The following is a 24135-nucleotide window of genomic DNA, read 5'->3' as shown; positions in this document are numbered from 1 at the left end:
GGCGCGCCACTGCAAGTGTCGTCACAGCAGTTGCGCTTCGGGCAGGGTCAGTGTGCGCGGGATTTTCAAGGCATCCCAGTGGGCGCTGCCCCAGTTCAACAGTTCATGCGGCGAGGCGTGGGCCAGTTCGGGCCCCGGTTTTTGCCCCAGTGCGCGCAAGGCCCGCAGCAACAATGGCGTGGCCTGATCGGCTTCCAGCGGTGGCGAGCGATAGGACTTGCCGAGCTTGTTGCCGTCCGGCTGGGTAATCAGTGGCAAATGCAGATAGCGCGGTTGGCGCAGGCCCAGCAATTCCTGCAGATAGAGCTGACGCGGTGTGGAGTCGAGCAGATCGGCACCGCGCACGATGTCGGTGATGCCCTGCCACGCATCGTCCAGCACCACCGCCAGTTGGTAGGCGTAGAGGCCGTCGCGGCGGCGGATCACGAAATCACCCACGTCGCGGCCCAGATGCTGGCGGTATTCGCCCTGCACCCGGTCGATGAAGTGGTATTCGAGCTCCGGCACGCGCAGGCGAATCGCCGCGTCTTCCTGACCATGGCCGGCATTGCGGCAAAGTCCCGGATAAATGCCGTGGTACGGCTCCAGTTGTTTGCGTGAGCAGGTGCAGGCGTAGGCGAGGCCGTGATTGAACAGGCTGTCGAGCACTTGAGCATAGGCCTCGTGCCGGTCGCTTTGGCGAACCATCTCGCCGTCCCATTCGAAACCGTAGCTTTCCAGCGCCTTGAGAATCGCCGCTTGCGCGCCCGGTTCCTCGCGAGGCGGATCGAGGTCTTCCATGCGCACCAGCCAGCGGCCGCCCACCGAGCGGGCATCCAGATAAGAAGCGAGCGCCGCTACCAGCGAGCCAAAGTGCAGGTGTCCACTGGGGGTCGGGGCAAAGCGGCCAATGTAGGCGGGGGAGGTGTTGGCAGTCATGAGGGCGATGTTACTTGAGAGTCAGAAAACAGCAGAAACAAAAACGGAGCGTTCGCACGCTCCGTTTTTCGTTCAGGCCGGGATTATTTGCCGACCTGCTTTTCCTTGATTTCCGCCAGGTTCTTGCAGTCGACGCACATGTCGGCAGTCGGACGGGCCTCGAGGCGCTTGACGCCGATCTCGATGCCGCAAGAGTCGCACCAGCCGTACTCTTCGTCTTCGATCAGTTGCAGGGTCTTGTCGATCTTCTTGATCAGTTTGCGCTCGCGGTCGCGGGCGCGCAGCTCGAGGGCGAACTCTTCTTCCTGGCTGGCACGGTCGGCCGGATCAGGAAAGTTGGCCGCTTCGTCTTTCATGTGATCAACAGTGCGGTCGACTTCCTGCATCAAGTCGAGTTTCCACTTGGTCAGGATCTTGGTGAAGTGCGCACGCATAGGCGCGCCCATGTACTCTTCGCCCTCTTTAGGGACGTAAGGTTCGAAACCGCTGAGTGTCTGACTTGCCTGTTGCTTTGCTTGGGTGGGCATGAAATGGACCGCCTCTACTCTTGTAATCCATTGCGCAGGATTGCTCCATCACCGACACCTGCCGGCCCTGCGGCTGCAAGCGGGCGAACTTACCAGATCAATTCGACCCGCGCTACTCCCGGATGTCGAGCGCGTGGCCGATGGGGCTTGCAAATGTTTGCCAAGCCATGTCCGGCGGTGCTGCAAACCTGCTCAATCACTGATTTTAGTCAATCCTGGAGCGTACGCGCGGGTCGTTACAGTCCAGTGTTCTTGAGGCTGTGACCGCTGCGGGTTCTCGCTCGTTCCGGCAGATGGGTAGAATCGTTTCTTTTCCCTCGTTGAAGGAAGGCCAATGGCTCAGCCCTACAGTGCGCGCAGTCGTGCGATCGAACCGTTCCATGTCATGGCGTTGCTGGCGCGGGCCAATGAATTGCAGGCCGCCGGCCACGACGTGATCCATCTGGAAATCGGCGAACCGGACTTCACCACCGCCGAGCCGATCATCCGCGCCGGCCAGCAAGCCCTGACGGCCGGGAAAACCCGCTACACCGCGGCCCGTGGCATTCCCGAGCTGCGCGAGGCGATTTCCGGCTTCTATCAAACGCGCTACGGCCTGAACATCGATCCACGACGGATTCTCATTACGCCCGGCGGTTCCGGCGCGCTGCTGCTGGCCAGTGCGTTGCTGGTGGATCCGGGCAAACACTGGCTGCTGGCCGACCCCGGCTATCCTTGCAACCGACACTTTCTGCGGTTGGTCGAAGGCGCGGCACAGCTTGTACCGGTGGGCCCGGACGTTCGCTATCAACTGACGCCGGACCTGGTGGCACGCCACTGGGATCACGACAGCGTCGGTGCGCTGGTTGCCTCGCCGGCCAACCCGACCGGCACGATTCTGACCCGCGATGAACTGGCCGGGTTATCCGCAGCCATCAAGGCTTGTCACGGGCATCTGGTGGTGGACGAGATCTATCACGGCCTGACTTACGGCACCGACGCCGCCAGTGTGCTGGAAGTGGACGACAGCGCCTTTGTCCTCAACAGTTTCTCCAAATATTTCGGCATGACCGGTTGGCGCCTCGGCTGGCTGGTAGCGCCGGATGCGGCGGTCAGTGAGCTGGAAAAACTCGCGCAGAACCTCTACATCAGCGCGCCAAGCATGGCCCAACACGCAGCGCTGGCCTGTTTTGAACCGGACACCATCGCGATTCTCGAAGAGCGCCGCGCCGAATTCGGCCGTCGTCGCGACTTTCTGCTGCCAGCATTGCGGGAGCTGGGCTTCAACATTGCCGTGGAGCCGGAAGGCGCGTTCTATTTGTATGCCGATATCAGCCAGTTCGGCGGCGATGCCTTCGCGTTCTGCCGGCATTTCCTCGAAACCGAACACGTGGCATTCACGCCGGGGCTGGATTTCGGCCGCTATCAGGCCGGTCATCACGTGCGCTTTGCCTACACGCAAAACCTCCCACGCCTACAGGAAGCGGTAGAACGTATCGCCCGTGGCTTGAAGAGCTGGCAAGGCTGATGCGCTTTCATCCTCCGCTCGAAGAAGGCCGATTGATCCGCCGTTACAAGCGTTTTCTCGCCGATATCGAAACCGTTGGCGGCGAATTGCTGACCATTCACTGCCCGAACACCGGCTCGATGCTCAATTGCCAGGTCGAGGGCGGGCAGGTCTGGTTCAGCCGCTCCAATGATCCGAAGCGCAAGCTGCCCGGCACCTGGGAAGTCGGTGAAACCCCGCAGGGACGGCTGTTTTGCGTCAACACCGGGCGCGCCAACGCTCTGGTCGAAGAGGCCTTGCAGGCCGGCGTCATCAGTGAGCTGAACAGTTTTACCGGGCTCAAGCGTGAAGTGGCGTACGGGCAGGAAAAGAGCCGGATCGATTTTCGCCTCGACTACCCGACGGGCTCGGCTTACGTTGAAGTGAAAAGCGTCACTCTGGGTTTCGACGGCACGGCGATTGCGGCATTTCCCGATGCAGTGACCCAGCGCGGCGCCAAGCATTTGCGTGAGCTGGCGCATCTGGCGCGGGACGGGATTCGTGCGGTGCAGTTGTACTGCGTCAATCTCACGGGTGTCGAAGCGGTGCGCCCGGCCGAGGAAATCGACTCGGCCTACGCCGCTGCGCTACGTGAGGCGGTGGCGTGCGGGGTCGAGGTCCTGGCGTACGGCGTGCGGTTGAGCCATGAAGAGATGGTGATCGACAGGCGCCTGGACGTGCTGCTCAACGGTTAAACGTCGATCCACAGCCCTTGCGCGTCTTCATGGCAAGGGATGGCCGTCAGCGATTGTCCGGCGCAGGGGCCGGCGACGCATTCTCCGTCTTCGATCAGGAACAGTGCGCCGTGGGTGGCGCATTGGATCAGGCTGTTGCTGGGGTCGAGAAACTGGTCGGGATGCCATTCCAGACCGACGCCCCGATGCGGGCAGCGATTGAGGTAGACGTAAGCCTGCCCCGCGCGGCGCACGGCGAACAGTTTTTTCCCGTCGATATCGAAACCGCGACTGCCGTCCTCAACCAGATCGGCACCCGCGCAAAGAAACTTCATGGCTATCCTCAAATGTCGGCTCGTGTCCGGATATGTCCGAGCTTGACGTTCAAATGCAAACAATTATCAAATGGCCGCCTTCGCCCGTGGCGAGGTGATCGCTGCCGAGGATACTTGGCCTGCCGTTCCGATGCCCGGGAAAACCTTTCAAGGAAGCTGTCTATGCGCCTGAGTACCCGCGTTGCCGTGCTGTGTGTCGGACTTTTGGTCAGCCACCAGGCTGCAGCGGCCGAGTTGCCGCAACGTTGGGTCAGCGCCGGCGGCGCGTTGTCGGAGTGGGTGAGTGCGCTGGGTGGCGAGGCCAAACTGGTGGGCGTCGATACAACCAGCCAGCATCCGCAGTCCCTCAAGTCCCTGCCGAGCATCGGCTACCAGCGCAGCCTGTCGGCCGAAGGCATCCTCAGCCTGCGCCCGGACATTCTGATCGGCACCGAAGAAATGGGCCCGCCGCCGGTAATCTCGCAGGTTCGCAGCGCCAAGGTGCAGGTGGAATTGTTCTCGGCTCAGCCGGATCTGCCGACGCTGGAAAAAAACGTCACCCATCTGGGGCAGTTGCTGGGGGCCGAAAGCCAGGCCGCGCAATTGCTGCACAGTTATCAACAGCAACTCGATGCTCAGAAGGCACGTGTGGTTGCGGTGCAATCAAAGCACAAAGCACCGGGCGTGCTGTTGCTGCTCGGGCATGCCGGCGGCAAACCGCTGATCGCCGGCAAGGACACCGCCGCCGATTGGCTGCTGCAACAGGCGGGCGGGCATAACCTCGCGACCCACACCGGTTACAAGCCGTTTTCCGTGGAGTCACTGGCCAGTCTTGATCCTGAAGTGCTGGTGTTCGCTGACCGTGCGCTGAACGGTGAGGCGGCAAAAGCGGCGTTGTTCAAGGAAAACCCGATCCTCAATTCCAGCCGTGCCGCCAAGACCGGCCGTGTGCTGGAGCTGGATCCGACGCTGCTGGTGGGCGGACTCGGGCCGCGTTTGCCGGCCGCGCTGAAGACTCTGTCTGACGGTTTCTATCCGGCCTCGAGCGGCCAATGACCTCGCTGGTCAAACCCCGTGGCTTGTTCATCGGCCTGATCCTGCTGTGTCTGCTGGCGATCTGGCTGTCGCTGGCATTGGGGCCGGTCAGCCTGCCGTTGTTCGATACCTTGCGCGCTGCGCTGCGCATGATCGGTGTGCCGTTGGCGCCGGACGGGCTGGAGCAGGCTGAACTGATTCTCGGGCAGATTCGTCTGCCGCGTACGTTGCTCGGGCTGGCAGTCGGCGGCGTGCTTGCCCTGTCCGGTGTGGCGATGCAGGGGCTGTTTCGCAATCCGCTGGCCGATCCAGGGTTGGTTGGCGTCTCGAGCGGCGCGGCGCTGGGCGCGGCGGTGGCGATCGTCGGCGGCTCGTTTTTTGGCGGACTGCCAGAGTGGTTCGGGCCTTATCTGCTGTCGGTTTGCGCGTTTCTCGGTGGCCTTGGCGTAACTGCGCTGGTCTATCGACTCGGCCGCCGCAACGGGCAGACCAATGTGGCGACCATGTTGCTGGCGGGGATTGCCCTGACCGCGCTGGCCAGTTCGGCGGTGGGGCTGTTTACCTATCTGGCCGACGACGCCACATTGCGCACGTTGACGTTCTGGAACCTGGGCAGCCTTAACGGCGCGAGCTATGCGCGGTTGTGGCCGCTGCTGATCATCACTGCCGGTGTTGCACTTTGGCTTCCGCGTCGGGCGACGGCACTCAATGCATTGTTGCTCGGCGAGTCGGAAGCCGGGCATCTGGGGATCGATGTCGAGCGGCTCAAGCGCGAGCTGGTGTTCTGCACGGCGCTGGGTGTCGGTGCGGCGGTGGCGGCGGCAGGGATGATCGGTTTCGTCGGGCTGGTGGTGCCGCATCTGGTGCGCTTGCTCGCCGGGCCGGATCACCGGGTATTGCTGCCGGCGTCGGTGCTGGCCGGCGCCAGTCTGTTGCTGCTGGCGGATCTGGTTGCGCGGCTGGCGCTGGCGCCGGCGGAGCTGCCGATCGGTATCGTCACCGCATTCATCGGCGCGCCGTTCTTCCTTTATCTGTTGCTGCGAGGGCGTGCCTGATGCTGCGTGCGCACAATCTGCACATCCGCCGTGGCCGCAAGACTGTTCTGGCCGACGTCAGCCTGCAACTCGAACCGGGCGAAGTGCTTGGCGTGCTGGGGCCGAATGGCGCCGGCAAAAGCACTTTGCTCGGCGCGTTGTGCGGTGAGCTGAGCGCACAGGAAGGGGAAGTGCTGCTGGACGGTGAGGCCTTGAGCCATTGGGGCGGCACTCAGCGCGCTCAGCGGCTGGCGGTGTTGCCACAGGTGTCGACCCTGGATTTCGCCTTTCGTGTTGAGGAAGTGGTCGGCATGGGGCGTCTGCCTTATCAGAGCGGGCGGGTGCGCGATGACGAGATCGTCGCTGCCGCATTACGGGCGGCCGATGCCGGGCACCTGAGTGGCCGCAGTTATCTGGCGCTGTCCGGCGGCGAGCGTCAACGGGTGCATCTGGCGCGGGTGCTGGCGCAACTCTGGCCGGGGCAGGCGGGGCAGACTCTGCTGCTTGATGAGCCGACCTCGATGCTTGATCCGTTGCATCAACACACGACGCTGCAAGCAGTGCGCGAATTTGCCGATCGCGGCGCGGCGGTGCTGGTGATCCTGCATGATCTGAATCTGGCGGCGCGCTATTGTGATCGCATCCTGCTGCTGGAAGGCGGGCGCCCGGTTGCGCTGGGCACGCCGCAGCAGGTATTGCGTCCGGAATCGCTGAAGGCGGTGTTCGGTCTGGAAGTGCTGGTGCAGCCGCACCCGGAGCGCGGGCATCCGCTGATCATCGCCCGCTGATTTCGTCATCGAGGTGAGTGTATGCGCGGGATTTTGCTGTTGGCGGTGTTGTGGCTTGCAGGTTGCCAGCATGTTGCGGCGCCCCCGGTCGTGGGCGAGATCCGTGATTTGCGCAGCGGCGAGCATCTGACGGCGCAGCAATTACTGGCTCGGTTGAGCAGTCCATCGCAGGTGATTGTTGGTGAGCAGCATGACAACGCTGATCACCATGCCCTTCAATTGTGGCTGTTACAGAACCTGGAAAAGGCGCGGCCCCAGGGCAGTCTCCTGTTGGAAATGCTGACACCCGATCAACAGTCGCGGGTTGATGACGTACGACATGCGTCAACGCCACCGGCTGATCTTCCTGCTGCATTGGCCTGGCAGGAGGGTTGGGACTGGAATCTCTACGGACCGATTGTGCGGTTCGCCCTGGCGCAATCCTGGCCGTTGCTGGCGGCGAACCTCGATAACATCGAAATCCGCGCGTTCTATCGCGATCCTCCGGTTCTGAGCGGTGAGCGCAGCAATGCCAAATCTGTGAAAGAGACGCTGTTGGAGCAGATCGGCGATTCTCACTGCGGCTTGCTGCCGTCATCACAAATGCCGGCGATGCTGGCCGTTCAGCAACAGCGGGATCGACGCATGGCCTCGCGTTTGCTGGCAGCGCCTGCGCCTGCCTTGTTACTGGCGGGTGCGTATCACGCGCGCAAAGATGTCGGGGTGCCGCTGCATGTGCTGGATCTGGGCGCGCCGCAAGCGCCGACGGTGTTGATGCTGGCGGAGCAGGGCAGTGGGGTTACGGCGGCGATGGCTGATTATGTCTGGCTCACCCCAGCCACGCCGAAACCGGATTATTGCGCGCAGATGCGTAAGCAGTTCGGCAAGGAATGACTTTTCCACAGGCAAAAAAAGACCCGGTAAAAACCGGGTCAAATAACCGTGATTAGCCTGATGAGGAGATAATCTGAGAGTCCGAACCAAGGGCTTTTCAGAATATCGACTGATCTCGCGATCAGTTGTGATAATCATAGCGATTCTCATTAACGAGTCAACTGCTGTTTTTTCATTTTTGTCGTTTTGTCCCGGCAATGGCGTAAACGCCCCGCGAACAGGGCTTCAGTTCTGGCTGTTAAATCCCGTGAGCTGCTTGTTGAGCTGGTCGATACGCCGCGCCATGCTTTCGATCAGGCTGTGGGCGATTTTCGGATTGGTGCGGGTCATGCTCAGAAACTGATCGCCGGGAATCAGCATCACCGTGCTCGCTTCCCGGGCAATGACCGTTGCGTTGCGCGGTTCGCCAGTGAATACAGCCATTGCGCCGAAGATCTCATCCTTGGGCACATCGCCTACCTTGTGCCCATTAACAAAGGCTTCGGCGTGTCCTTCGATAATCACGAATACATGGTCAGCGACATCGCCCTGGCGTATCAGAACGTCTCCGGCCTCGACACGCTTGAACCCATTGGTGCTGCGAAACTCACGTGGCTTGAACTCGGCAACGGCGTGGGCCAGCAGCGCCATTTGCCCCAGCAGGTAGCGCAGAAACTGCTCCGAGCGAGATGAATCGCTATACACATGCTGAAACAAATCACTTCGTCGATAGGGCAGCAACGTCAGCGGGTTATCCGTGCCCAAGGCGCAATCAGCCCATTCCGGCCCCTGCTGCAGGCCGATGAGGTCCCCCTCATGCCAATAGAACAGACCGCGACCGCTCACTCTGCCGGTGATGACACCTTGCGTGAGCAAGAACAATTGGTCGTCCGGCAAGCGTGTCAGCAAATCATCCGTGGCTTCCAGTTCCAGCGCCGGCCCGCACGGCGTCAGGCCTTCGAGCCATTGCGCAGGCAAGCTCTGCAAGTGGTTGATCAATGCATCGGCCTTGGCCGATTGTTCCCCGAGCAGGTACATGGCGGTCAGTGCCCGTCAGTTCTTGTGGCGAGAGGAAATGGCTTCCAGCTGCTTGTTCAGCGCATCCTTGCGTTCGGCGGGAATGTCGTTCCAGTGCACATCCATCAGTGCTCCTTCGATCGCGTACAACAACACCTTCGACGCCCGGAACCCGCGGGTACGCACGGCCCGGTAGGCATCCACCGCGCCCAGGCGACGCAAGTCGGAGGCGCTATGGATGCCCACGGCATGCAGCCATTGCGCCGACGTCTTGCCAAGATTCTTCAGGTGTTGCAGTTCATCATTCATCAAGCCTCCTTGCGACGGCCGAATGGTGCGTGGGCGAGCTTCTCAGGAGTGTAGCCATCAGTAGGAAAAGCGTGGTTGTTTGGTCGGATTCGACGCAAACGCTTCTAAGAAACGTCAGTTTTTCGCTGATGAATCAGCACTGAGCAGGGCGAGGGAGAATTACCAATAGCACGCAGCCCAGCGCAAAGCGGGGGCGCTGGACGGTTCAGGTTTTTAAAAGCTTCAGCGAGTGCGATAACGCAGGCGCGTACCGAAATTCATCGACATCAGGATTTCGTCGGCACTCAGCTCCGGCGGGAAGTAGGCACCGGAAATCTGCGCGTGGGCCAAGCTCGCGCCCTCCAGCGAAGCGTTGCGAAAGTCGATGCCGCGCAGGTCGGCGGAACGGAAGTAGGCGTCCCGGAAATCCACGCCATCGGCGTTCAGTTCGCGCAGGTCGAGACCACGAAAATCACCGCCGACCATATCGATCGGGCCGTCTTTCGGCCGTTCATTGTTGAAACCTGTGATGTCATCTTTGTGCAGCAAGGCATAAAGCGGGGTGTCGAGAAGTTTCGGCTGGCTCATGTCAAATCACCTGTTGGTTTTATGACGCCAGTATAGTGCCACTATTTGACGGCCGTGAAGCGAGCGAGGGCTTCACGGCCGAAATAGTTTCTTACAGGCCTGGCAGGCGCTGGCGGATTTGCGCCACGACGGTGTCCAGGGTGCCGGATTCATTGGTCTGCACGCGTTTGCTGCGCAGGATTTCTTCCGGCGTCAGGGCTTCGCGGTTGGCTTGTTGCGCTTCGATCACGGCAAGGGTCGCGTCGGACGGATCCTTTTTGTCTGCCTGACGAATCGCCAGCCAGCTCTCGATCACTGCCTGCGGAGCATTGCAGTCGAGGATCAGGAATGGCGCGCCGGTGGCTTCGGCAACCTTGGCGGCGTTGTCGCGTTGTTCGCGCTTGAGGTAAGTGGCGTCGATCACCACCGGGAAACCGGCGTGCAGGATCACTTCGGCGATTTCATGCAGGCGAGCATAAGTCGCGGTGCTGGCATCGGCGCTGTAGATCCCGGCCTGAACATCATTGGCAACGGTTTGCTCGCCGAACAGGCGTTTGCGCTCGACATCGGAGCGCAGGCGGATCGCGCCCAGCGCTTCGACCAGACGCATGGCCACGTGGCTTTTACCGACCGCGGAAACGCCGTGGGTGATCGCCATGAAGCGCGAAGGAATGGTGCTGTAGCTTTCCGCCAGGTTGGCGTAGTTGCGGTACTGGCGCAGGGTGGTGGCGCGCTGCACCGGAGTGGCATCGGCCGGCATGCTGAACAGTGCGACTTTCGCACGTACTAATGCGCGGTAAGCCTTGTAGAAGTTCAGCACTTCCAGGCCTTGATAGTCGCCGGTCAGTTCCAGGTACTGGCTGATGAAGCGACGGGCGAGGGATTTCAGGCCACGGTCTTCCAGGTCCATTGCCAGGAAACCGGTGTCGGCCCAGACGTCGGTGAAGCGGAACGGTTCGTTGAATTCGATGCAGTCGAAGATCACGACTTTGCCGTCGATCAGCGTGGCGTTGCCCAGGTGAATGTCACCGTGGCATTCGCGAGTGAAACCGTCGGCCTTGCGTTGGGCGAACAGCGGCTTGAGGCGATCGAAGCTGCTTTCAGCCCACGCTTGCAGAGCGTCGAGTTGCAGCAGATCGTTCTTGTCGCTGAGGAAAGGCAGGATTTGTTCGAAGTTCTGACGCACCGGCGCCATCACGCTGTCAGGCGTGCCGGCATCGTGCTCGGTCGGGACTTTCGGCGCGTTGAGGTGGAAGCGGGCGATTTGCTCGGCCATCGCGTCGATGTGCGCGGTGGTCAGCTCGCCGTTGGCTTGCAGGGTGCTGAGCAGGCCGGTCTGCGGGAACTGGCGCATTTTCAGCACGTATTCGATGGCCGGGCCTTCGCCACCCAGTTGCGGGGCTTCGGCGCTGCCGGTCACTGGAATCACTTCCAGATACAAATCTTCGGTCAGGCGCTGGTTCAGGCGCAGCTCTTCACCGCAGAAGTGCTCACGGGATTCGAGGCTGGTGAAGTCGAGGAAACCGAAATTCACCGGTTTCTTCACTTTGTAAGCGTAGGGACCGGTGAGCAGCACCCACGAAATATGGGTTTCGATGACCTGGAACCCTTCGACGGGATGCGGGTAGAGGGCCGGGTTTTGCAGGGCAGCGATCAGGGACTGGCTCACGGACGATCCTTCAGAGACTGGGGGAAATTCAAGGCGCTCATTATGGCCGCTCGCCAGCCCGACGCAAACCTCGGAGCGCTCCTGTTGAGTATGAATAAAGTGCGTATAATCCGCCGCCATGACTCGTACTCGATCCCCCCGTTCCCCTAAAAAACCAGCTTCCCGGGGCCTGCGCCCATGGTTGGGCTGGGCCCTTAAACTCAGTCTGGTCGGCCTTGTGGTGCTGGCCGGCTTCGCCGTTTACCTCGATGCCGTGGTGCAGGAGAAGTTCTCCGGCAAGCGCTGGACCATCCCGGCCAAGGTGTATGCGCGCCCGCTTGAGCTGTTCGTCGGACAGAAGCTGAGCAAGGACGATTTCCTCACCGAACTCGATGCCCTGGGCTATCGCCGCGAAGCCGTGAGCAACGGTCCCGGCGCGGCGGCGGTCAATGGCAACACGGTTGATCTGAATACCCGTGGCTTCCAGTTCTATGAAGGCCTCGAGAAACCGCAGCCGGTGCGCGTGCGTTTCTCCGGCGATTATGTGGCCGAACTCTCGGCGACCAACGGTTCGAAGCTCTCCGTGGTACGCCTGGAGCCGCTGATGATCGGCGGTATCTACCCGAAAAATCTTGAAGACCGGATTCTGATCAAGCTCGATCAGGTGCCGCCGTACCTGCTGGAAACTCTGGTCGCCGTGGAAGACCGGGATTTCTACAGCCACTGGGGCGTATCGCCGAAATCGATTGCCCGCGCAGTCTGGGTCAACACCTCGGGCGGCAAGATGACCCAGGGCGGCAGTACGCTGACCCAGCAACTGGTCAAGAACTTCTACCTCACCAACGAACGCAGCCTGACTCGCAAGCTCACCGAAGCGATGATGGCGATGCTGCTCGAGCTGCACTACGACAAAAAGGAAATCCTCGAGGCTTACCTCAACGAAGTCTTTGTCGGTCAGGACGGTCAGCGGGCGGTGCACGGTTTCGGTCTGGCCAGCCAGTTTTTCTTTGCCCAGCCCTTGTCCGAGTTGAAGCTGCACCAGGTCGCGCTGTTGGTCGGGATGGTCAAAGGTCCGTCCTATTACAACCCGCGTCGGAACCCGGAGCGGGCGCTGGAACGACGCAATCTGGTGCTCGACGTGCTTGAGCAGCAGGGTGTCGCTTCCGCCGAGCAGGTGGCTGCCGCGAAAAAAATGCCGCTGGGCGTAACCACCCGCGGCAAGCTGGCCGACAGTTCGTTTCCGGGTTTCATCGATCTGGTCAAACGCCAGTTGCGTGAAGACTATCGCGACGAAGACTTGACCGAAGAAGGCCTGCGGATTTTCACCAGCTTCGATCCGATTCTGCAGATGAAAGCCGAAGCGTCGGTCAACGACACTTTCAAGCGCCTGTCCGGTCGCAAGGGCTCCGACGACGTGGAAGCGGCGATGGTCGTTACCAACCCGGAAACCGGCGAAGTCCAGGCCATGATCGGCAGCCGTCAGGCGAGTTTTGCCGGGTTCAACCGGGCACTGGATGCGGTGCGGCCGATTGGCTCGCTGATCAAGCCGGCGGTTTATCTGACGGCGCTGGAGAAGCCGAGCCAGTACACGTTGACCAGTTGGCTGTCGGACGAGCCGCTTTCAATCAAGGGTGCGGATGGTCAGGTCTGGAAACCGCAGAACTATGACCGTCGCTCCCACGGTACGGTGTTCCTGTATCAGGGGCTGGCACATTCCTACAACCTGTCGACCTCGCGCCTCGGTCTGGCGGTTGGCGTTCCGAATGTCCTCAAGACGCTGGGTCGCTTGGGCGTGACCCGCGAGTTTCCGGCGTTCCCTTCGATGCTGCTCGGTGCGGGCGGCATGACCCCGATTGAAGTCGCGACCATGTACCAGACGCTTGCCAACGGTGGTTTCAATACGCCGATGCGCGGGATTCGCAGCGTGCTGACTGCCGACGGCGAACCGCTCAAGCGTTATCCGTTCCAGATCGAGCAGCGTTTCGATCCGGCCTCGATCTACCTGATCCAGAACGCCATGCAGCGGGTCATGCGTGAAGGCACCGGCAGTTCGGTTTATAACGTGTTGCCAAGAACCCTGACACTGGCGGGCAAGACCGGCACCAGTAACGATTCGCGCGACAGCTGGTTTGCCGGCTTCAGCCAGGATCTGCTGGCGGTAGTCTGGCTCGGCCGCGACGACAACGGTAAGACGCCGTTCACCGGGGCCACCGGTGCGTTGCAGGTCTGGACCAGTTTCATGCGCAAGGCCGATCCGCTGCCGCTGGACATGCCGCAGCCGGATAACGTGGTGCAGGCCTGGGTCGATTCGCGTACCGGCCAAGGCTCCGATGCCAACTGTCCGGGCGCCGTGCAGATGCCGTATATTCGCGGCAGCGAACCGCCACCCGGCGCCTCCTGTGCGGGCGAAAGCCCGGCATCGGGCGAGTCGGTGATGGATTGGGTCAAGGGCTGGATGAATTAAGCAAAGAGGGTTTCAAGTGAACAAGTGGTTGATTCCAGCGGTGACCGCCGTGGCTTTGCTCAGCGGCTGCTCCACCGTACAGCGTGGTTCGATCCCGGTCGTGGATTCCGGCACCGCCGTGTCCAACAGCGAGCGCATTTCGGCCAATGGCGGTTTCCGTCAAACGACGGTGAAACGTCCTGCACAGGCCCAGACCCAGGCGATCCCGCAAGGTGATACCGGTGTGGTGGTGATGGTGCCGGGCGGCGCAGCGGCTTCGGCGCCGATCAGCACTTCGCCGATCGTTCCGGGCCCGGCGTCCGGCGGCATCACGCCGGGGCCGTATAACCCGTCGGCGGTCGAGTCGGCGCCGATCAGCTCCGGCAGCTACAGCATGCCTTCGACGCCGAGCGGCATTCCTTCGGCCAGCAGCGGCGGTGGTCTGTCTGCCGATGAACAACTGGATGGCCCGGTTCTCGCCCTGTTGACTACTGCGCAACAGCAGCAGGCCGGTGGCGACCTCAACGGCGCGTCCTCCAGCCTGGAGCGTGCGCAGCGTGTAGCACCGCGCGAGCCGCAAGTACTTTACCGTCTGGCGCAGGTGCGCATGGCCCAGGGCGATGCGCCGCAAGCCGAGCAGACCGCTCGTCGCGCACTGACCATGGCCAATGGTCGTCCGGACTTGCAGGCCAGTCTGTGGGAATTGATCGCTCAGGCGCGTGAGAAACAAGGTGATTCCGCCGGCGCCACTCTGGCCCGTCAGAAGGCCAAGGTTTCGCTGTGATGGACAGTCGTTTCTCGAAAGTCGCCGATCAACTGCTGTTGATCGAGCGCGAACTGCGCGCCCAGGGCTGGTGGGATGACGTCCAGCCCTCGGTCGAAGCCCTGAGCAGCGTCGAGCCGTTTTCGGTCGACACGCTTGATTTCGAGCAGTGGCTGCAATGGATCTTCCTGCCGCGGATGAAGATGATCCTCGAACAGGATCTGCCGTTGCCCAATGCTTCGGGCATTCAGGAAATGGCCGAGATGGTTTTTGCCCAACGCAACCTGCAGGGCAAGGATCGGCAGCTTCAGGTGTTGCTCAAAGAGTTCGACCTGCTGATCACCGCTTCACGCTGAGCCGGGAGCTGCCAGTCGTCACTGGCAGTTTTCCGCTATCTGTTTCTTTGCCTCTTCAGTACGCTGCTGGCGCTGGTCGTCGCTCAGCCGCCGCAGTTCTCCCTCCACCTCCTCCCTCAAGCGCGGATTGTTCTGCAGTTGCGCGAGATTCGTGCGCGCCTGTTCGCAAAATGCCTTGAGTTGATTCTGTTGTTCGGCCACTTGCTTCTTGACCTTGTCATCGATGGCTTTCTGATCGCCCAGCGCACCGCTGCCAGGTAATGCGGCAGGTATTGGTGCGGGAGAGGAGGGCGTCTTAACGGCGGTGGACGACTGCCCTTGTGGTGGCTGTTGATCGAAATGTGTGACGCCTTGGGCGTCGACCCATTTGTAGATCTGAGCGGCCATGCACCATGGGCTGGCGCTGATTAACAGAATTAGGAGAAGCGTTCGCATGCTGATTCCTTGGCAAAACTGCGCAATTGAAGCTAACAGAGTAGCGGTTTCCAGGTTTTTTCTTGCGTTCTCATGTGCTTACCCACAATTAAGCACATAGACGGCTTGACTTGCAGAGGGCGAAACAGAAGAATCCAAAGTCCGCTGTACAGGGACTGCCAGAAGCAGACCCTCTCGGCAGATCATGAGGCGCATATCCGCGTCGACCTGTTACACCCGCAACGCGTTACCTCGCGCTGGGTGGGAAAGGCCCGCAACACTTGGGACGATCCCAATACTTGCTCAGTCAGTGCTGACGTAGTCGGCGACCACCGTCGCTCATGCTCTGCCGAGAAGTAAACCTATTAAGACCCGTTCGCCTTTTTGTGGACGGTATTCTGGCGTTTTAGAGGTGAACAACGTGGAGCTTTTATCTGGCGGTGAGATGCTCGTCCGCTTTTTGCGTGACGAAGGCGTCAAATATATCTACGGGTACCCGGGTGGTGCTCTCCTTCATGTTTACGATGCCCTGTTCAAAGAACCGGAAGTGACCCACATCCTGGTTCGCCACGAACAAGCGGCTACCCATATGGCTGACGGCTACGCCCGTGCCACCGGTAAAGCCGGCGTGGTATTGGTGACTTCCGGTCCAGGCGCCACAAACGCCATCACCGGTATCGCCACTGCCTATATGGATTCGATTCCAATGGTGATCATTTCCGGTCAGGTGCCAAGCACCATGGTCGGTACCGACGCGTTCCAGGAAACCGACATGATCGGTATCTCCCGGCCGATCGTGAAGCACAGCTTCATGATCAAGCACGCCTCGGAAATACCGGAAGTCATGAAGAAGGCCTTCTACCTGGCGCAATCCGGTCGTCCGGGCCCGGTCGTGGTCGATATCCCGAAAGACATGACCAACCCGGCCGAGAAGTTCGAATACATCTTCCCGAAGAAAGCCAAACTGCGTTCCTACAGCCCGGCCGTTCGCGGTCACTCCGGGCAAATCCGCAAGGCGGCAGAAATGCTCCTGGCGGCCAAGCGTCCCGTGCTGTACTCCGGCGGTGGCGTGATTCTCGGCAACGGCTCCGCGCCGCTGACCGAACTGGCGCAAATGCTCAACCTGCCGGTTACCAATACCTTGATGGGCCTGGGTGCCTACCCTGGCACTGACCGTCAGTTCATCGGCATGCTCGGCATGCACGGCAGCTACACCGCTAACCTGGCGATGCACCATGCCGACGTGATCCTGGCGGTCGGTGCGCGTTTCGACGATCGCGTGATCAACGGCGCGCCGAAGTTCTGCCCGAACGCCAAGATCATTCACATCGACATCGACCCGGCTTCGATTTCCAAGACCATCAAGGCCGACGTGCCAATCGTTGGTCCGGTGGAGAGCGTCCTGACTGAAATGGTCGCGATCCTCAAGGAAATCGGCGAAACCCCGAACAAGGAAGCCGTTGCCAGCTGGTGGAAGCAGGTTGATGAATGGCGCGGTGATCGTGGCCTGTTCCCCTACGACAAGGGCGACGGCAGCAAGATCAAGCCACAGACCGTGATCGAAACCCTGTGCGAAGTGACCAAGGGCGATGCCTTTGTGACCTCCGACGTGGGCCAGCACCAGATGTTTGCTGCGCAGTACTACAAGTTCAACAAGCCGAACCGCTGGATCAACTCCGGTGGTCTGGGCACGATGGGCTTCGGTCTGCCGGCCGCGATGGGTATCGCTTTGAGCTTCCCAGATACCGATGTTGCGTGCGTCACCGGTGAAGGCAGCATCCAGATGAACATTCAGGAATTGTCGACCTGCCTGCAATATGGTTTGCCGGTCAAGATCGTCATCTTGAACAACGGTGTTCTGGGCATGGTTCGTCAGTGGCAGGACATGAGTTACGGCAGCCGTCACTCGCACTCCTACATGGAATCCTTGCCTGACTTCGTCAAGCTGGCTGAAGCCTATGGCCACGTCGGCGTACGCATCACCGAATCGAAAGATTTGAAGTCGAAGATGGAAGAAGCGTTCGCCCTGAAGGATCGCCTGGTCGTGATCGATATTTCGGTCGACACCAGCGAGCACGTCTATCCGATGCAGATCAAAGACGGCTCGATGCGCGATATGTGGCTGAGCAAGACGGAGCGTACCTAATCATGCGGCACATTATTTCCTTGCTTCTGGAAAACGAACCCGGTGCTTTGTCTCGCGTAGTCGGCCTGTTCTCGCAGCGCAACTACAACATCGAAAGCCTGACCGTGGCGCCAACCGAAGACCCGACCCTGTCGCGTCTGACGCTGACCACCGTCGGTCACGATGAAATCATCGAGCAGATCACCAAAAACCTGAACAAGCTGATCGAAGTGGTCAAGCTGGTGGACCTGTCGGAAAGCGCTCACATCGAGCGCGAACTGATGCTGGTCAAGGTCAAGGCCACTGGCGCCCAGCGCGCCGAGATCAAACGCACCACCGATATTTACCGTGGACAGATCGTCGACGTCAGCGCCAGCGTGTATACCGTTCAACTGACCGGTACCAGCGACAAGCTCGACAGCTTCATTCAGTCCATCGGCACCGCATCGATTCTGGAGACCGTCCGCAGTGGCGTCACCGGTATTGCCCGCGGCGACAAAGTACTCAGCATCTAAACCAAATTAGCGAATGGCCTGAACGGCCTGGATATAAAGGGGAAATTCATGAAAGTTTTCTACGATAAAGACTGCGACCTGTCGATCATCCAGGGCAAGAAAGTTGCCATCATCGGTTACGGCTCCCAGGGCCACGCCCAGGCGTGCAACCTGAAAGATTCCGGTGTCGACGTTACCGTCGGTCTGCGTAAAGGTTCGGCTACCGTTGCCAAGGCTGAAGCCCACGGCCTGAAAGTGACCGACGTGGCTGCCGCTGTTGCCAGTGCCGACCTGGTCATGATCCTGACCCCGGACGAGTTCCAGTCCCAGCTGTACAAGAACGAAATCGAGCCGAACATCAAGAAAGGCGCCACACTGGCCTTCTCCCACGGCTTCGCGATTCACTACAACCAGGTTGTTCCGCGTGCCGACCTCGACGTGATCATGATCGCGCCGAAAGCCCCGGGCCACACCGTACGTTCCGAGTTCGTGAAGGGCGGTGGTATCCCTGACCTGATCGCGATCTATCAGGACGCCTCGGGCAACGCCAAGAACGTTGCGCTGTCTTACGCCGCTGGCGTGGGTGGCGGTCGTACCGGCATCATCGAAACTACCTTCAAGGACGAGACCGAAACCGACCTGTTTGGCGAACAAGCCGTTCTGTGCGGCGGTACCGTTGAACTGGTAAAAGCCGGTTTCGAAACTCTGGTTGAAGCTGGCTACGCGCCGGAAATGGCCTACTTCGAGTGCCTGCACGAACTGAAGCTGATCGTTGACCTCATGTACGAAGGCGGTATCGCCAACATGAACTACTCGATCTCCAACAACGCTGAGTACGGCGAGTACGTGACCGGTCCGGAAGTGATCAACGCCGAATCCCGTCAGGCCATGCGCAACGCCCTGAAACGTATTCAGGACGGCGAATACGCCAAAATGTTCATCAGCGAAGGCGCAACCGGCTACCCTTCGATGACCGCCAAGCGTCGTAACAACGCCGCTCACGGTATCGAAATCATCGGCGAGCAACTGCGCTCCATGATGCCGTGGATCGGTGCCAACAAGATCGTCGACAAAGCCAAAAACTAAGTCGTCGAACCTTGTATGAAAAAACGCGGCCTCGGCCGCGTTTTTTCGTATGGGCCGGCGGTTCTGGTATAAAGCTGCATCGTTTGTGGCCGAACCGTCGTCCCAGACACCTGTCGAAAATGTCCAATCCGTTGCAAGGTAATGTCCATGAGCGAACGTCCCGAAGAGCCGAACCAGGCTTCAGACGCCGAAAGCCTGCTGCCCATCGATGAGCACATCGAAGAAGGGCATGACGCAGAAGGCCGTAAAGTCCGGCATCGTGGTATCTATCTTCTGCCGAATCTGTTCACCACTGCGAATCTGTTCGCGGGGTTTTATTCCATCATCAACTCGATGAGTGCCCAGGCTGCCTTGAGTGCCGGGGACGCGGCGAATGCGAGCAAGTATTTCGCCTTTGCCGCCATCGCGATTTTCGTCGCCATGGTGCTCGACGGCCTTGATGGTCGCGTGGCACGCATGACCAATACCCAAAGTGCGTTCGGTGCCGAGTACGACTCGTTGTCGGACATGGTTGCCTTCGGTGTCGCGCCGGCGCTTCTGGCTTTCGGCTGGGCACTGGGTGACATGGGCAAGGTCGGCTGGATGGTTGCCTTCATCTATGTGGCGGGTGCGGCGTTGCGTCTGGCGCGTTTCAACACTCAGGTGGGGACCGCCGACAAGCGCTACTTCATCGGTCTTGCCAGCCCGGCTGCTGCCGGCGTTGTTGCGGGGATTGTCTGGGCGTTCAGCGATTACGGGATTCAGGGTTCGAAGATGTCGTTCCTGGTCGCGCTGATGGTTGCGGCCGCCGGCATGCTGATGGTCAGCAATATCAAATACAACAGCTTCAAGGAGCTGGATCTGAAGGGGCGCGTGCCTTTCGTGGCGATTCTGGCGGTGGTGCTGGTGTTTGCCGTGGTGTTCAGTGATCCGCCTCGCATTCTGCTGCTGGTGTTCCTCGCCTATGCCGCGTCGGGCCCGGTGCAGTATCTGTTGCATCTTCGTCGTCACAAACACGCCGAGTGATGTAATTTCCCTCATACTCCGCAGTCTATGGTGCATCTGTCCTCCAAAGCTGCGGAGTTGCCATGCTGATCAAAGTCCCCAAAGCGTCCGACTGCCATGAGTCGGACGTCACGCCTGAATCCATTTATCTCTCTCGCCGACAATTGCTCGGAGCAACTGCGGCCGGGTTGGCCATGAGCACTTTGCCGCGCTGGGCCAGTGCCGAAGAGGCCGCCCGCTATGCCGATGTCGAAGCCGGAAAGGCGCCCGCCTGGTTTGCCGAGAAACTGCCTTCTGTCAAATGGGGAGCGGTGAACGTCAAGGATGAGGCGATCACACCTTTCAAAGACGCGACCCATTACAACAACTTCTATGAATTCGGTACCGACAAGGGCGACCCGGCGGCCAATGCGGGTTCGTTGAAAACCGAACCGTGGAGTGTTGTCGTGGACGGGGAGGTGGGCAAGCCGGGGCGTTATGCTCTGGAAGACTTTATGAAGCCTTACCAGTTGGAAGAGCGCATCTATCGCCTTCGTTGTGTTGAGGCGTGGTCGATGGTGATTCCCTGGATTGGTTTCCCCATCTCGGCGCTGTTGAAGCAGGTAGAACCTACTTCCAATGCCAAATACATTCGCTTCGAAACCTTGCAGGATCCGAAGAGCATGCCCGGACAGCGTTCGGGATTTGCCCTGATCGACTGGCCCTATGTTGAAGGTTTGCGCCTGGATGAGGCGATGAATCCCTTGGCGATTCTTGCGGTAGGTATGTATGGCCGCGAATTGCCCAATCAGAACGGTGCGCCTTTGCGTCTGGTGGTGCCCTGGAAGTACGGATTCAAGAGCGTCAAATCCATCGTGCGGATCAGTCTGGTCAGCGAGCAGCCAAAGACGACCTGGCAGAGCATTGCGGCGGATGAGTACGGGTTTTATGCGAATGTGAACCCTACGGTCGACCATCCACGTTGGACCCAGGCGCGGGAGAGGCGGTTGCCCAACAGCCTGTTCAAGCCGAATGTGCGTGATACGCAGATGTTCAACGGCTATGCGGACGAGGTCGCTTCTTTATATACAGGGCTCGATCTGCGGAAGAACTACTGATGCGATATCCGATCTGGCGCGTAGGTGTTTTCCTGGCTGCGGCAATATGGCCGCTGTTCTGGTTCTATCAGGCCTTTGCGGATCTGCTTGGGCCTGATCCCGGGAAAGTCCTGGTTGATCGACTGGGCCTCGGGACATTGGTGTTGCTGTTGATCACCTTGAGTATGACGCCGTTGCAGAAGCTTACGGGGTGGGCCGGGTGGATTGCTGTGCGCAGGCAGTTGGGGCTTTGGTGTTTTGCCTATGTGGTTCTGCATCTTTGCAGCTATATGGCGTTCATTCTCGGTTTTGACTGGTCGCAACTGGGCGTCGAACTGCGCAAGCGTCCTTACATTATTGTGGGTGCTTTGGGTTTTCTGGGATTGTTGGCATTGGCGGTTACCTCCAACCGATACAGCCAGCGCCGTTTAGGTACCCGCTGGAAGAAGCTGCACCGGTTGGTGTATGTGATTCTCGGGTTGGGATTGCTGCATATGTTATGGATCGTACGTGCCGATCTCAAAGAGTGGGCGATCTATGCCTTTATAGGTGTTTTCCTTCTAGCGCTGCGCATTCCTCCCTTGACCCGTCGGATCCCGCGTTTGATGGGTAAGAAGCAGGTTTTTCAAGAAAAGCGAAATTAAGTGTTGACGGCGAATTCCAGAGGTCTATAATTCGCCCCACTTCCGGCGCAGTCGAAACGGAAAACTCCTTGAGATTCAATGAGTTAAGTAGGTTTCGAAGGCGGGTCGCTTCAGTTCATCGAAGCCTGGAGGCAGTTGGAAATGCCGGTTTGTTGGGTGCTTTCAGCGGTTCGATCCTCTCGGTCGAAAGCGGAGAAAAAGAGGTGTTGACAGCAGCGTGTAACGCTGTAGAATTCGCCTCCCGCTAACGAGAGATCGGAAGCGCAAGTGGTTGAAGTTGTTGAAGAAATCTTCGAAAACTTCTGAAAATAATCACTTGACAGTAAATGAGGCTGCTGTAGAATGCGCGCCTCGGTTGAGACGAAAGATCTTAACCAATCGCTCTTTAACAACTGAATCAAGCAATTCGTGTGGGTGCTTGTGGAGTCAGACTGATAGTCAAAAAGATTATCAGCATCACAAGTTACTCCGCGAGAAATCAAAGATGTAACCAACGATTGCTGAGCCAAGTTTAGGGTTTTCTCAAAACCCAAAGATGTTTGAACTGAAGAGTTTGATCATGGCTCAGATTGAACGCTGGCGGCAGGCCTAACACATGCAAGTCGAGCGGATGAAGGGAGCTTGCTCCTGGATTCAGCGGCGGACGGGTGAGTAATGCCTAGGAATCTGCCTGGTAGTGGGGGACAACGTTTCGAAAGGAACGCTAATACCGCATACGTCCTACGGGAGAAAGCAGGGGACCTTCGGGCCTTGCGCTATCAGATGAGCCTAGGTCGGATTAGCTAGTTGGTGAGGTAATGGCTCACCAAGGCGACGATCCGTAACTGGTCTGAGAGGATGATCAGTCACACTGGAACTGAGACACGGTCCAGACTCCTACGGGAGGCAGCAGTGGGGAATATTGGACAATGGGCGAAAGCCTGATCCAGCCATGCCGCGTGTGTGAAGAAGGTCTTCGGATTGTAAAGCACTTTAAGTTGGGAGGAAGGGTTGTAGATTAATACTCTGCAATTTTGACGTTACCGACAGAATAAGCACCGGCTAACTCTGTGCCAGCAGCCGCGGTAATACAGAGGGTGCAAGCGTTAATCGGAATTACTGGGCGTAAAGCGCGCGTAGGTGGTTCGTTAAGTTGGATGTGAAATCCCCGGGCTCAACCTGGGAACTGCATCCAAAACTGGCGAGCTAGAGTATGGTAGAGGGTGGTGGAATTTCCTGTGTAGCGGTGAAATGCGTAGATATAGGAAGGAACACCAGTGGCGAAGGCGACCACCTGGACTGATACTGACACTGAGGTGCGAAAGCGTGGGGAGCAAACAGGATTAGATACCCTGGTAGTCCACGCCGTAAACGATGTCAACTAGCCGTTGGGAGCCTTGAGCTCTTAGTGGCGCAGCTAACGCATTAAGTTGACCGCCTGGGGAGTACGGCCGCAAGGTTAAAACTCAAATGAATTGACGGGGGCCCGCACAAGCGGTGGAGCATGTGGTTTAATTCGAAGCAACGCGAAGAACCTTACCAGGCCTTGACATCCAATGAACTTTCCAGAGATGGATTGGTGCCTTCGGGAACATTGAGACAGGTGCTGCATGGCTGTCGTCAGCTCGTGTCGTGAGATGTTGGGTTAAGTCCCGTAACGAGCGCAACCCTTGTCCTTAGTTACCAGCACGTTATGGTGGGCACTCTAAGGAGACTGCCGGTGACAAACCGGAGGAAGGTGGGGATGACGTCAAGTCATCATGGCCCTTACGGCCTGGGCTACACACGTGCTACAATGGTCGGTACAAAGGGTTGCCAAGCCGCGAGGTGGAGCTAATCCCATAAAACCGATCGTAGTCCGGATCGCAGTCTGCAACTCGACTGCGTGAAGTCGGAATCGCTAGTAATCGCGAATCAGAATGTCGCGGTGAATACGTTCCCGGGCCTTGTACACACCGCCCGTCACACCATGGGAGTGGGTTGCACCAGAAGTAGCTAGTCTAACCTTCGGGAGGACGGTTACCACGGTGTGATTCATGACTGGGGTGAAGTCGTAACAAGGTAGCCGTAGGGGAACCTGCGGCTGGATCACCTCCTTAATCGACGACATCAGCTGCTCCATAAGTTCCCACACGAATTGCTTGATTCATTGAAGAAGACGAAAGAAGCAGCCCGAAATTGGGTCTGTAGCTCAGTTGGTTAGAGCGCACCCCTGATAAGGGTGAGGTCGGCAGTTCGAATCTGCCCAGACCCACCAATTTTGTGTGGGAAACGCCTGTAGAAATACGGGGCCATAGCTCAGCTGGGAGAGCGCCTGCCTTGCACGCAGGAGGTCAGCGGTTCGATCCCGCTTGGCTCCACCACTACTGCTTCTGAAGTAAGAGCTTAGAAATGAGCATTCCATCGTGCTGATGGTGAATGTTGATTTCTGGTCTTTGACTAGTTCGTTCTTTAAAAATTTGGGTATGTGATAGAAAGATAGACTGAGATCCACTTTCACTGGTGGTGATCAGGCTAAGGTAAAATTTGTGAGTTCTCTTAGTTGAGAAATTCGAATTTTCGGCGAATGTCGTCTTCACAGTAT

At 59.0% G+C, this 24135-nt stretch carries 23 protein-coding genes, 2 tRNA genes and 1 rRNA gene; 18 read left to right on the top strand and 8 right to left on the bottom strand.

What is annotated here, in order from left to right; translation table 11 throughout:
* Positions 1–21: 21 nt before the first annotated feature.
* Together gluQRS and dksA are read right to left on the bottom strand one after the other, a co-directional pair.
* Entirely contained in the window at positions 22–918 is an 897-nt protein-coding gene (gluQRS, locus tag PDR5_RS24435; RefSeq protein WP_064599465.1) for a tRNA glutamyl-Q(34) synthetase GluQRS, read from the bottom strand.
* A gap of 83 nt (positions 919–1001) precedes the next feature.
* On the bottom strand, positions 1002–1445 hold the full coding sequence (gene dksA / locus PDR5_RS24430) for an RNA polymerase-binding protein DksA (protein ID WP_039771633.1): 444 nt from the start codon (positions 1443–1445) through the stop codon (positions 1002–1004).
* Between the two features lie 334 nt (positions 1446–1779).
* Here dksA and PDR5_RS24425 point away from each other — a divergent pair, with 334 nt between their 5' ends.
* Together PDR5_RS24425 and sfsA are read left to right on the top strand one after the other, a co-directional pair.
* On the top strand, positions 1780–2952 hold the full coding sequence (locus tag PDR5_RS24425; RefSeq protein ID WP_064599463.1) for a pyridoxal phosphate-dependent aminotransferase: 1173 nt from the start codon (positions 1780–1782) through the stop codon (positions 2950–2952).
* Positions 2952–3665: a DNA/RNA nuclease SfsA gene (sfsA, locus tag PDR5_RS24420; protein WP_064599462.1), complete on the top strand. Its 714-nt coding sequence runs from the start codon at positions 2952–2954 to the stop codon at positions 3663–3665. Before PDR5_RS24425 ends, sfsA begins: the two co-directional genes overlap by 1 nt.
* On the opposite strand, the gene PDR5_RS24415 is transcribed toward sfsA, so the two are convergent.
* Positions 3662–3979, bottom strand: a complete 318-nt coding sequence (locus PDR5_RS24415; protein ID WP_064599458.1) for a Rieske (2Fe-2S) protein — start codon at positions 3977–3979, stop codon at positions 3662–3664. The two genes, sfsA and PDR5_RS24415, sit on opposite strands and share 4 nt — an antisense overlap.
* Positions 3980–4141: 162 nt before the next feature.
* Here PDR5_RS24415 and PDR5_RS24410 point away from each other — a divergent pair, with 162 nt between their 5' ends.
* From PDR5_RS24410 to PDR5_RS24395, 4 genes are read left to right on the top strand one after another with little or no spacing between them, the layout of a single operon-like run.
* Positions 4142–5014, top strand: a complete 873-nt coding sequence (locus PDR5_RS24410; protein ID WP_064599456.1) for a heme/hemin ABC transporter substrate-binding protein — start codon at positions 4142–4144, stop codon at positions 5012–5014.
* 50 nt (positions 5015–5064) lie between these two features.
* Complete coding sequence (locus PDR5_RS24405) at positions 5065–6048, top strand: FecCD family ABC transporter permease (RefSeq protein WP_172829550.1); 984 nt, start codon at positions 5065–5067, stop codon at positions 6046–6048.
* Complete coding sequence (locus PDR5_RS24400; protein ID WP_064599452.1) at positions 6048–6815, top strand: heme ABC transporter ATP-binding protein; 768 nt, start codon at positions 6048–6050, stop codon at positions 6813–6815. The genes PDR5_RS24405 and PDR5_RS24400 overlap by 1 nt, the downstream gene beginning before the upstream one ends.
* Positions 6816–6836: 21 nt before the next feature.
* Positions 6837–7688: a ChaN family lipoprotein gene (locus PDR5_RS24395; RefSeq protein WP_064599450.1), complete on the top strand. Its 852-nt coding sequence runs from the start codon at positions 6837–6839 to the stop codon at positions 7686–7688.
* Between the two features lie 225 nt (positions 7689–7913).
* Here PDR5_RS24395 and PDR5_RS24390 read toward each other — a convergent pair whose 3' ends face one another.
* The 4 genes from PDR5_RS24390 to PDR5_RS24375 all read right to left on the bottom strand — a co-directional run bounded on the left by PDR5_RS24390 (position 7914) and on the right by PDR5_RS24375 (position 11208).
* Complete coding sequence (locus tag PDR5_RS24390; RefSeq protein ID WP_064599449.1) at positions 7914–8705, bottom strand: Crp/Fnr family transcriptional regulator; 792 nt, start codon at positions 8703–8705, stop codon at positions 7914–7916.
* Positions 8706–8720: 15 nt separating this feature from the next.
* Positions 8721–8993: a TfoX/Sxy family protein gene (locus tag PDR5_RS24385; protein ID WP_003228231.1), complete on the bottom strand. Its 273-nt coding sequence runs from the start codon at positions 8991–8993 to the stop codon at positions 8721–8723.
* A gap of 222 nt (positions 8994–9215) precedes the next feature.
* Positions 9216–9560 (bottom strand): pentapeptide repeat-containing protein, encoded by a 345-nt coding sequence (locus PDR5_RS24380; protein WP_007959639.1) that lies wholly within the window; start codon positions 9558–9560, stop codon positions 9216–9218.
* Positions 9561–9651: 91 nt separating this feature from the next.
* The gene (locus PDR5_RS24375) at positions 9652–11208 is read right to left on the bottom strand and encodes a bifunctional aminoglycoside phosphotransferase/ATP-binding protein (RefSeq protein WP_064599447.1); all 1557 of its coding nucleotides are present in this window, start codon (positions 11206–11208) and stop codon (positions 9652–9654) included.
* Positions 11209–11326: 118 nt separating this feature from the next.
* Here PDR5_RS24375 and mrcB point away from each other — a divergent pair, with 118 nt between their 5' ends.
* Genes mrcB through PDR5_RS24360 form a run of 3 tightly spaced genes read left to right on the top strand, consistent with a single transcriptional unit; the run spans position 11327 to position 14749 of the window.
* Positions 11327–13651: a penicillin-binding protein 1B gene (mrcB, locus tag PDR5_RS24370; protein ID WP_064382056.1), complete on the top strand. Its 2325-nt coding sequence runs from the start codon at positions 11327–11329 to the stop codon at positions 13649–13651.
* Between the two features lie 16 nt (positions 13652–13667).
* Complete coding sequence (locus tag PDR5_RS24365; RefSeq protein WP_064599445.1) at positions 13668–14414, top strand: hypothetical protein; 747 nt, start codon at positions 13668–13670, stop codon at positions 14412–14414.
* Positions 14414–14749, top strand: a complete 336-nt coding sequence (locus PDR5_RS24360; RefSeq protein ID WP_064599443.1) for a YqcC family protein — start codon at positions 14414–14416, stop codon at positions 14747–14749. Before PDR5_RS24365 ends, PDR5_RS24360 begins: the two co-directional genes overlap by 1 nt.
* 18 nt (positions 14750–14767) lie before the next feature.
* Here PDR5_RS24360 and PDR5_RS24355 read toward each other — a convergent pair whose 3' ends face one another.
* A complete protein-coding gene (locus PDR5_RS24355) occupies positions 14768–15184 on the bottom strand; it encodes a DUF4124 domain-containing protein (RefSeq protein WP_064599441.1) in 417 nt (138 codons plus the stop codon).
* Between the two features lie 400 nt (positions 15185–15584).
* On the opposite strand from PDR5_RS24355, the gene PDR5_RS24350 reads away from it, so the two are divergent.
* The 9 genes from PDR5_RS24350 (at position 15585) to PDR5_RS24310 (ending at position 23914) form a co-directional block, all read left to right on the top strand.
* Positions 15585–17309 (top strand): acetolactate synthase 3 large subunit, encoded by a 1725-nt coding sequence (locus PDR5_RS24350; RefSeq protein ID WP_064600949.1) that lies wholly within the window; start codon positions 15585–15587, stop codon positions 17307–17309.
* Between the two features lie 2 nt (positions 17310–17311).
* On the top strand, positions 17312–17803 hold the full coding sequence (gene ilvN, locus PDR5_RS24345) for an acetolactate synthase small subunit (RefSeq protein ID WP_003205610.1): 492 nt from the start codon (positions 17312–17314) through the stop codon (positions 17801–17803).
* Positions 17804–17851: 48 nt separating this feature from the next.
* A complete protein-coding gene (gene ilvC, locus PDR5_RS24340) occupies positions 17852–18868 on the top strand; it encodes a ketol-acid reductoisomerase (protein WP_064599440.1) in 1017 nt (338 codons plus the stop codon).
* A gap of 147 nt (positions 18869–19015) precedes the next feature.
* Positions 19016–19873 (top strand): CDP-diacylglycerol--serine O-phosphatidyltransferase, encoded by an 858-nt coding sequence (gene pssA, locus PDR5_RS24335; RefSeq protein ID WP_039771608.1) that lies wholly within the window; start codon positions 19016–19018, stop codon positions 19871–19873.
* Positions 19874–19935: 62 nt separating this feature from the next.
* Complete coding sequence (msrP, locus tag PDR5_RS24330; RefSeq protein ID WP_064599438.1) at positions 19936–20949, top strand: protein-methionine-sulfoxide reductase catalytic subunit MsrP; 1014 nt, start codon at positions 19936–19938, stop codon at positions 20947–20949.
* Positions 20949–21572 carry a protein-methionine-sulfoxide reductase heme-binding subunit MsrQ gene (msrQ, locus tag PDR5_RS24325; RefSeq protein ID WP_064599436.1) on the top strand — a complete coding sequence of 208 codons (624 nt, stop codon included), beginning with the start codon at positions 20949–20951 and terminating at the stop codon, positions 21570–21572. Before msrP ends, msrQ begins: the two co-directional genes overlap by 1 nt.
* Positions 21573–22113: 541 nt before the next feature.
* Positions 22114–23650 (top strand): 16S ribosomal RNA (locus PDR5_RS24320).
* 81 nt (positions 23651–23731) lie between these two features.
* A tRNA-Ile gene (locus tag PDR5_RS24315) sits at positions 23732–23808 on the top strand.
* 30 nt (positions 23809–23838) lie between these two features.
* Positions 23839–23914: transfer RNA gene (locus PDR5_RS24310), tRNA-Ala, on the top strand.
* Positions 23915–24135: the final 221 nt, after the last annotated feature.

Source organism: Pseudomonas sp. DR 5-09 (assembly GCF_001655595.1).
Lineage (GTDB): Bacteria > Pseudomonadota > Gammaproteobacteria > Pseudomonadales > Pseudomonadaceae > Aquipseudomonas > Aquipseudomonas pharyngis.
Note: the sequence above shows the minus strand (reverse complement) of the source record. Positions and strands in the feature narration are given on the sequence as shown.

Excerpts from the sequence above, each read along its gene's own strand:
- gluQRS (WP_064599465.1), bottom strand. The coding sequence starts at position 918 with ATGACTGCCAACACCTCCCCCGCCTACATTGGCCGCTTTGCCCCGACC.
- dksA (WP_039771633.1), bottom strand. The coding sequence starts at position 1,445 with ATGCCCACCCAAGCAAAGCAACAGGCAAGTCAGACACTCAGCGGTTTC.
- PDR5_RS24425 (WP_064599463.1), top strand. The coding sequence starts at position 1,780 with ATGGCTCAGCCCTACAGTGCGCGCAGTCGTGCGATCGAACCGTTCCAT.
- sfsA (WP_064599462.1), top strand. The coding sequence starts at position 2,952 with ATGCGCTTTCATCCTCCGCTCGAAGAAGGCCGATTGATCCGCCGTTAC.
- PDR5_RS24415 (WP_064599458.1), bottom strand. The coding sequence starts at position 3,979 with ATGAAGTTTCTTTGCGCGGGTGCCGATCTGGTTGAGGACGGCAGTCGC.
- PDR5_RS24410 (WP_064599456.1), top strand. The coding sequence starts at position 4,142 with ATGCGCCTGAGTACCCGCGTTGCCGTGCTGTGTGTCGGACTTTTGGTC.
- PDR5_RS24400 (WP_064599452.1), top strand. The coding sequence starts at position 6,048 with ATGCTGCGTGCGCACAATCTGCACATCCGCCGTGGCCGCAAGACTGTT.
- PDR5_RS24395 (WP_064599450.1), top strand. The coding sequence starts at position 6,837 with ATGCGCGGGATTTTGCTGTTGGCGGTGTTGTGGCTTGCAGGTTGCCAG.
- PDR5_RS24390 (WP_064599449.1), bottom strand. The coding sequence starts at position 8,705 with ATGTACCTGCTCGGGGAACAATCGGCCAAGGCCGATGCATTGATCAAC.
- PDR5_RS24385 (WP_003228231.1), bottom strand. The coding sequence starts at position 8,993 with ATGAATGATGAACTGCAACACCTGAAGAATCTTGGCAAGACGTCGGCG.
- PDR5_RS24380 (WP_007959639.1), bottom strand. The coding sequence starts at position 9,560 with ATGAGCCAGCCGAAACTTCTCGACACCCCGCTTTATGCCTTGCTGCAC.
- mrcB (WP_064382056.1), top strand. The coding sequence starts at position 11,327 with ATGACTCGTACTCGATCCCCCCGTTCCCCTAAAAAACCAGCTTCCCGG.
- PDR5_RS24360 (WP_064599443.1), top strand. The coding sequence starts at position 14,414 with ATGGACAGTCGTTTCTCGAAAGTCGCCGATCAACTGCTGTTGATCGAG.
- PDR5_RS24355 (WP_064599441.1), bottom strand. The coding sequence starts at position 15,184 with ATGCGAACGCTTCTCCTAATTCTGTTAATCAGCGCCAGCCCATGGTGC.
- ilvN (WP_003205610.1), top strand. The coding sequence starts at position 17,312 with ATGCGGCACATTATTTCCTTGCTTCTGGAAAACGAACCCGGTGCTTTG.
- ilvC (WP_064599440.1), top strand. The coding sequence starts at position 17,852 with ATGAAAGTTTTCTACGATAAAGACTGCGACCTGTCGATCATCCAGGGC.
- pssA (WP_039771608.1), top strand. The coding sequence starts at position 19,016 with ATGAGCGAACGTCCCGAAGAGCCGAACCAGGCTTCAGACGCCGAAAGC.
- msrP (WP_064599438.1), top strand. The coding sequence starts at position 19,936 with ATGCTGATCAAAGTCCCCAAAGCGTCCGACTGCCATGAGTCGGACGTC.
- msrQ (WP_064599436.1), top strand. The coding sequence starts at position 20,949 with ATGCGATATCCGATCTGGCGCGTAGGTGTTTTCCTGGCTGCGGCAATA.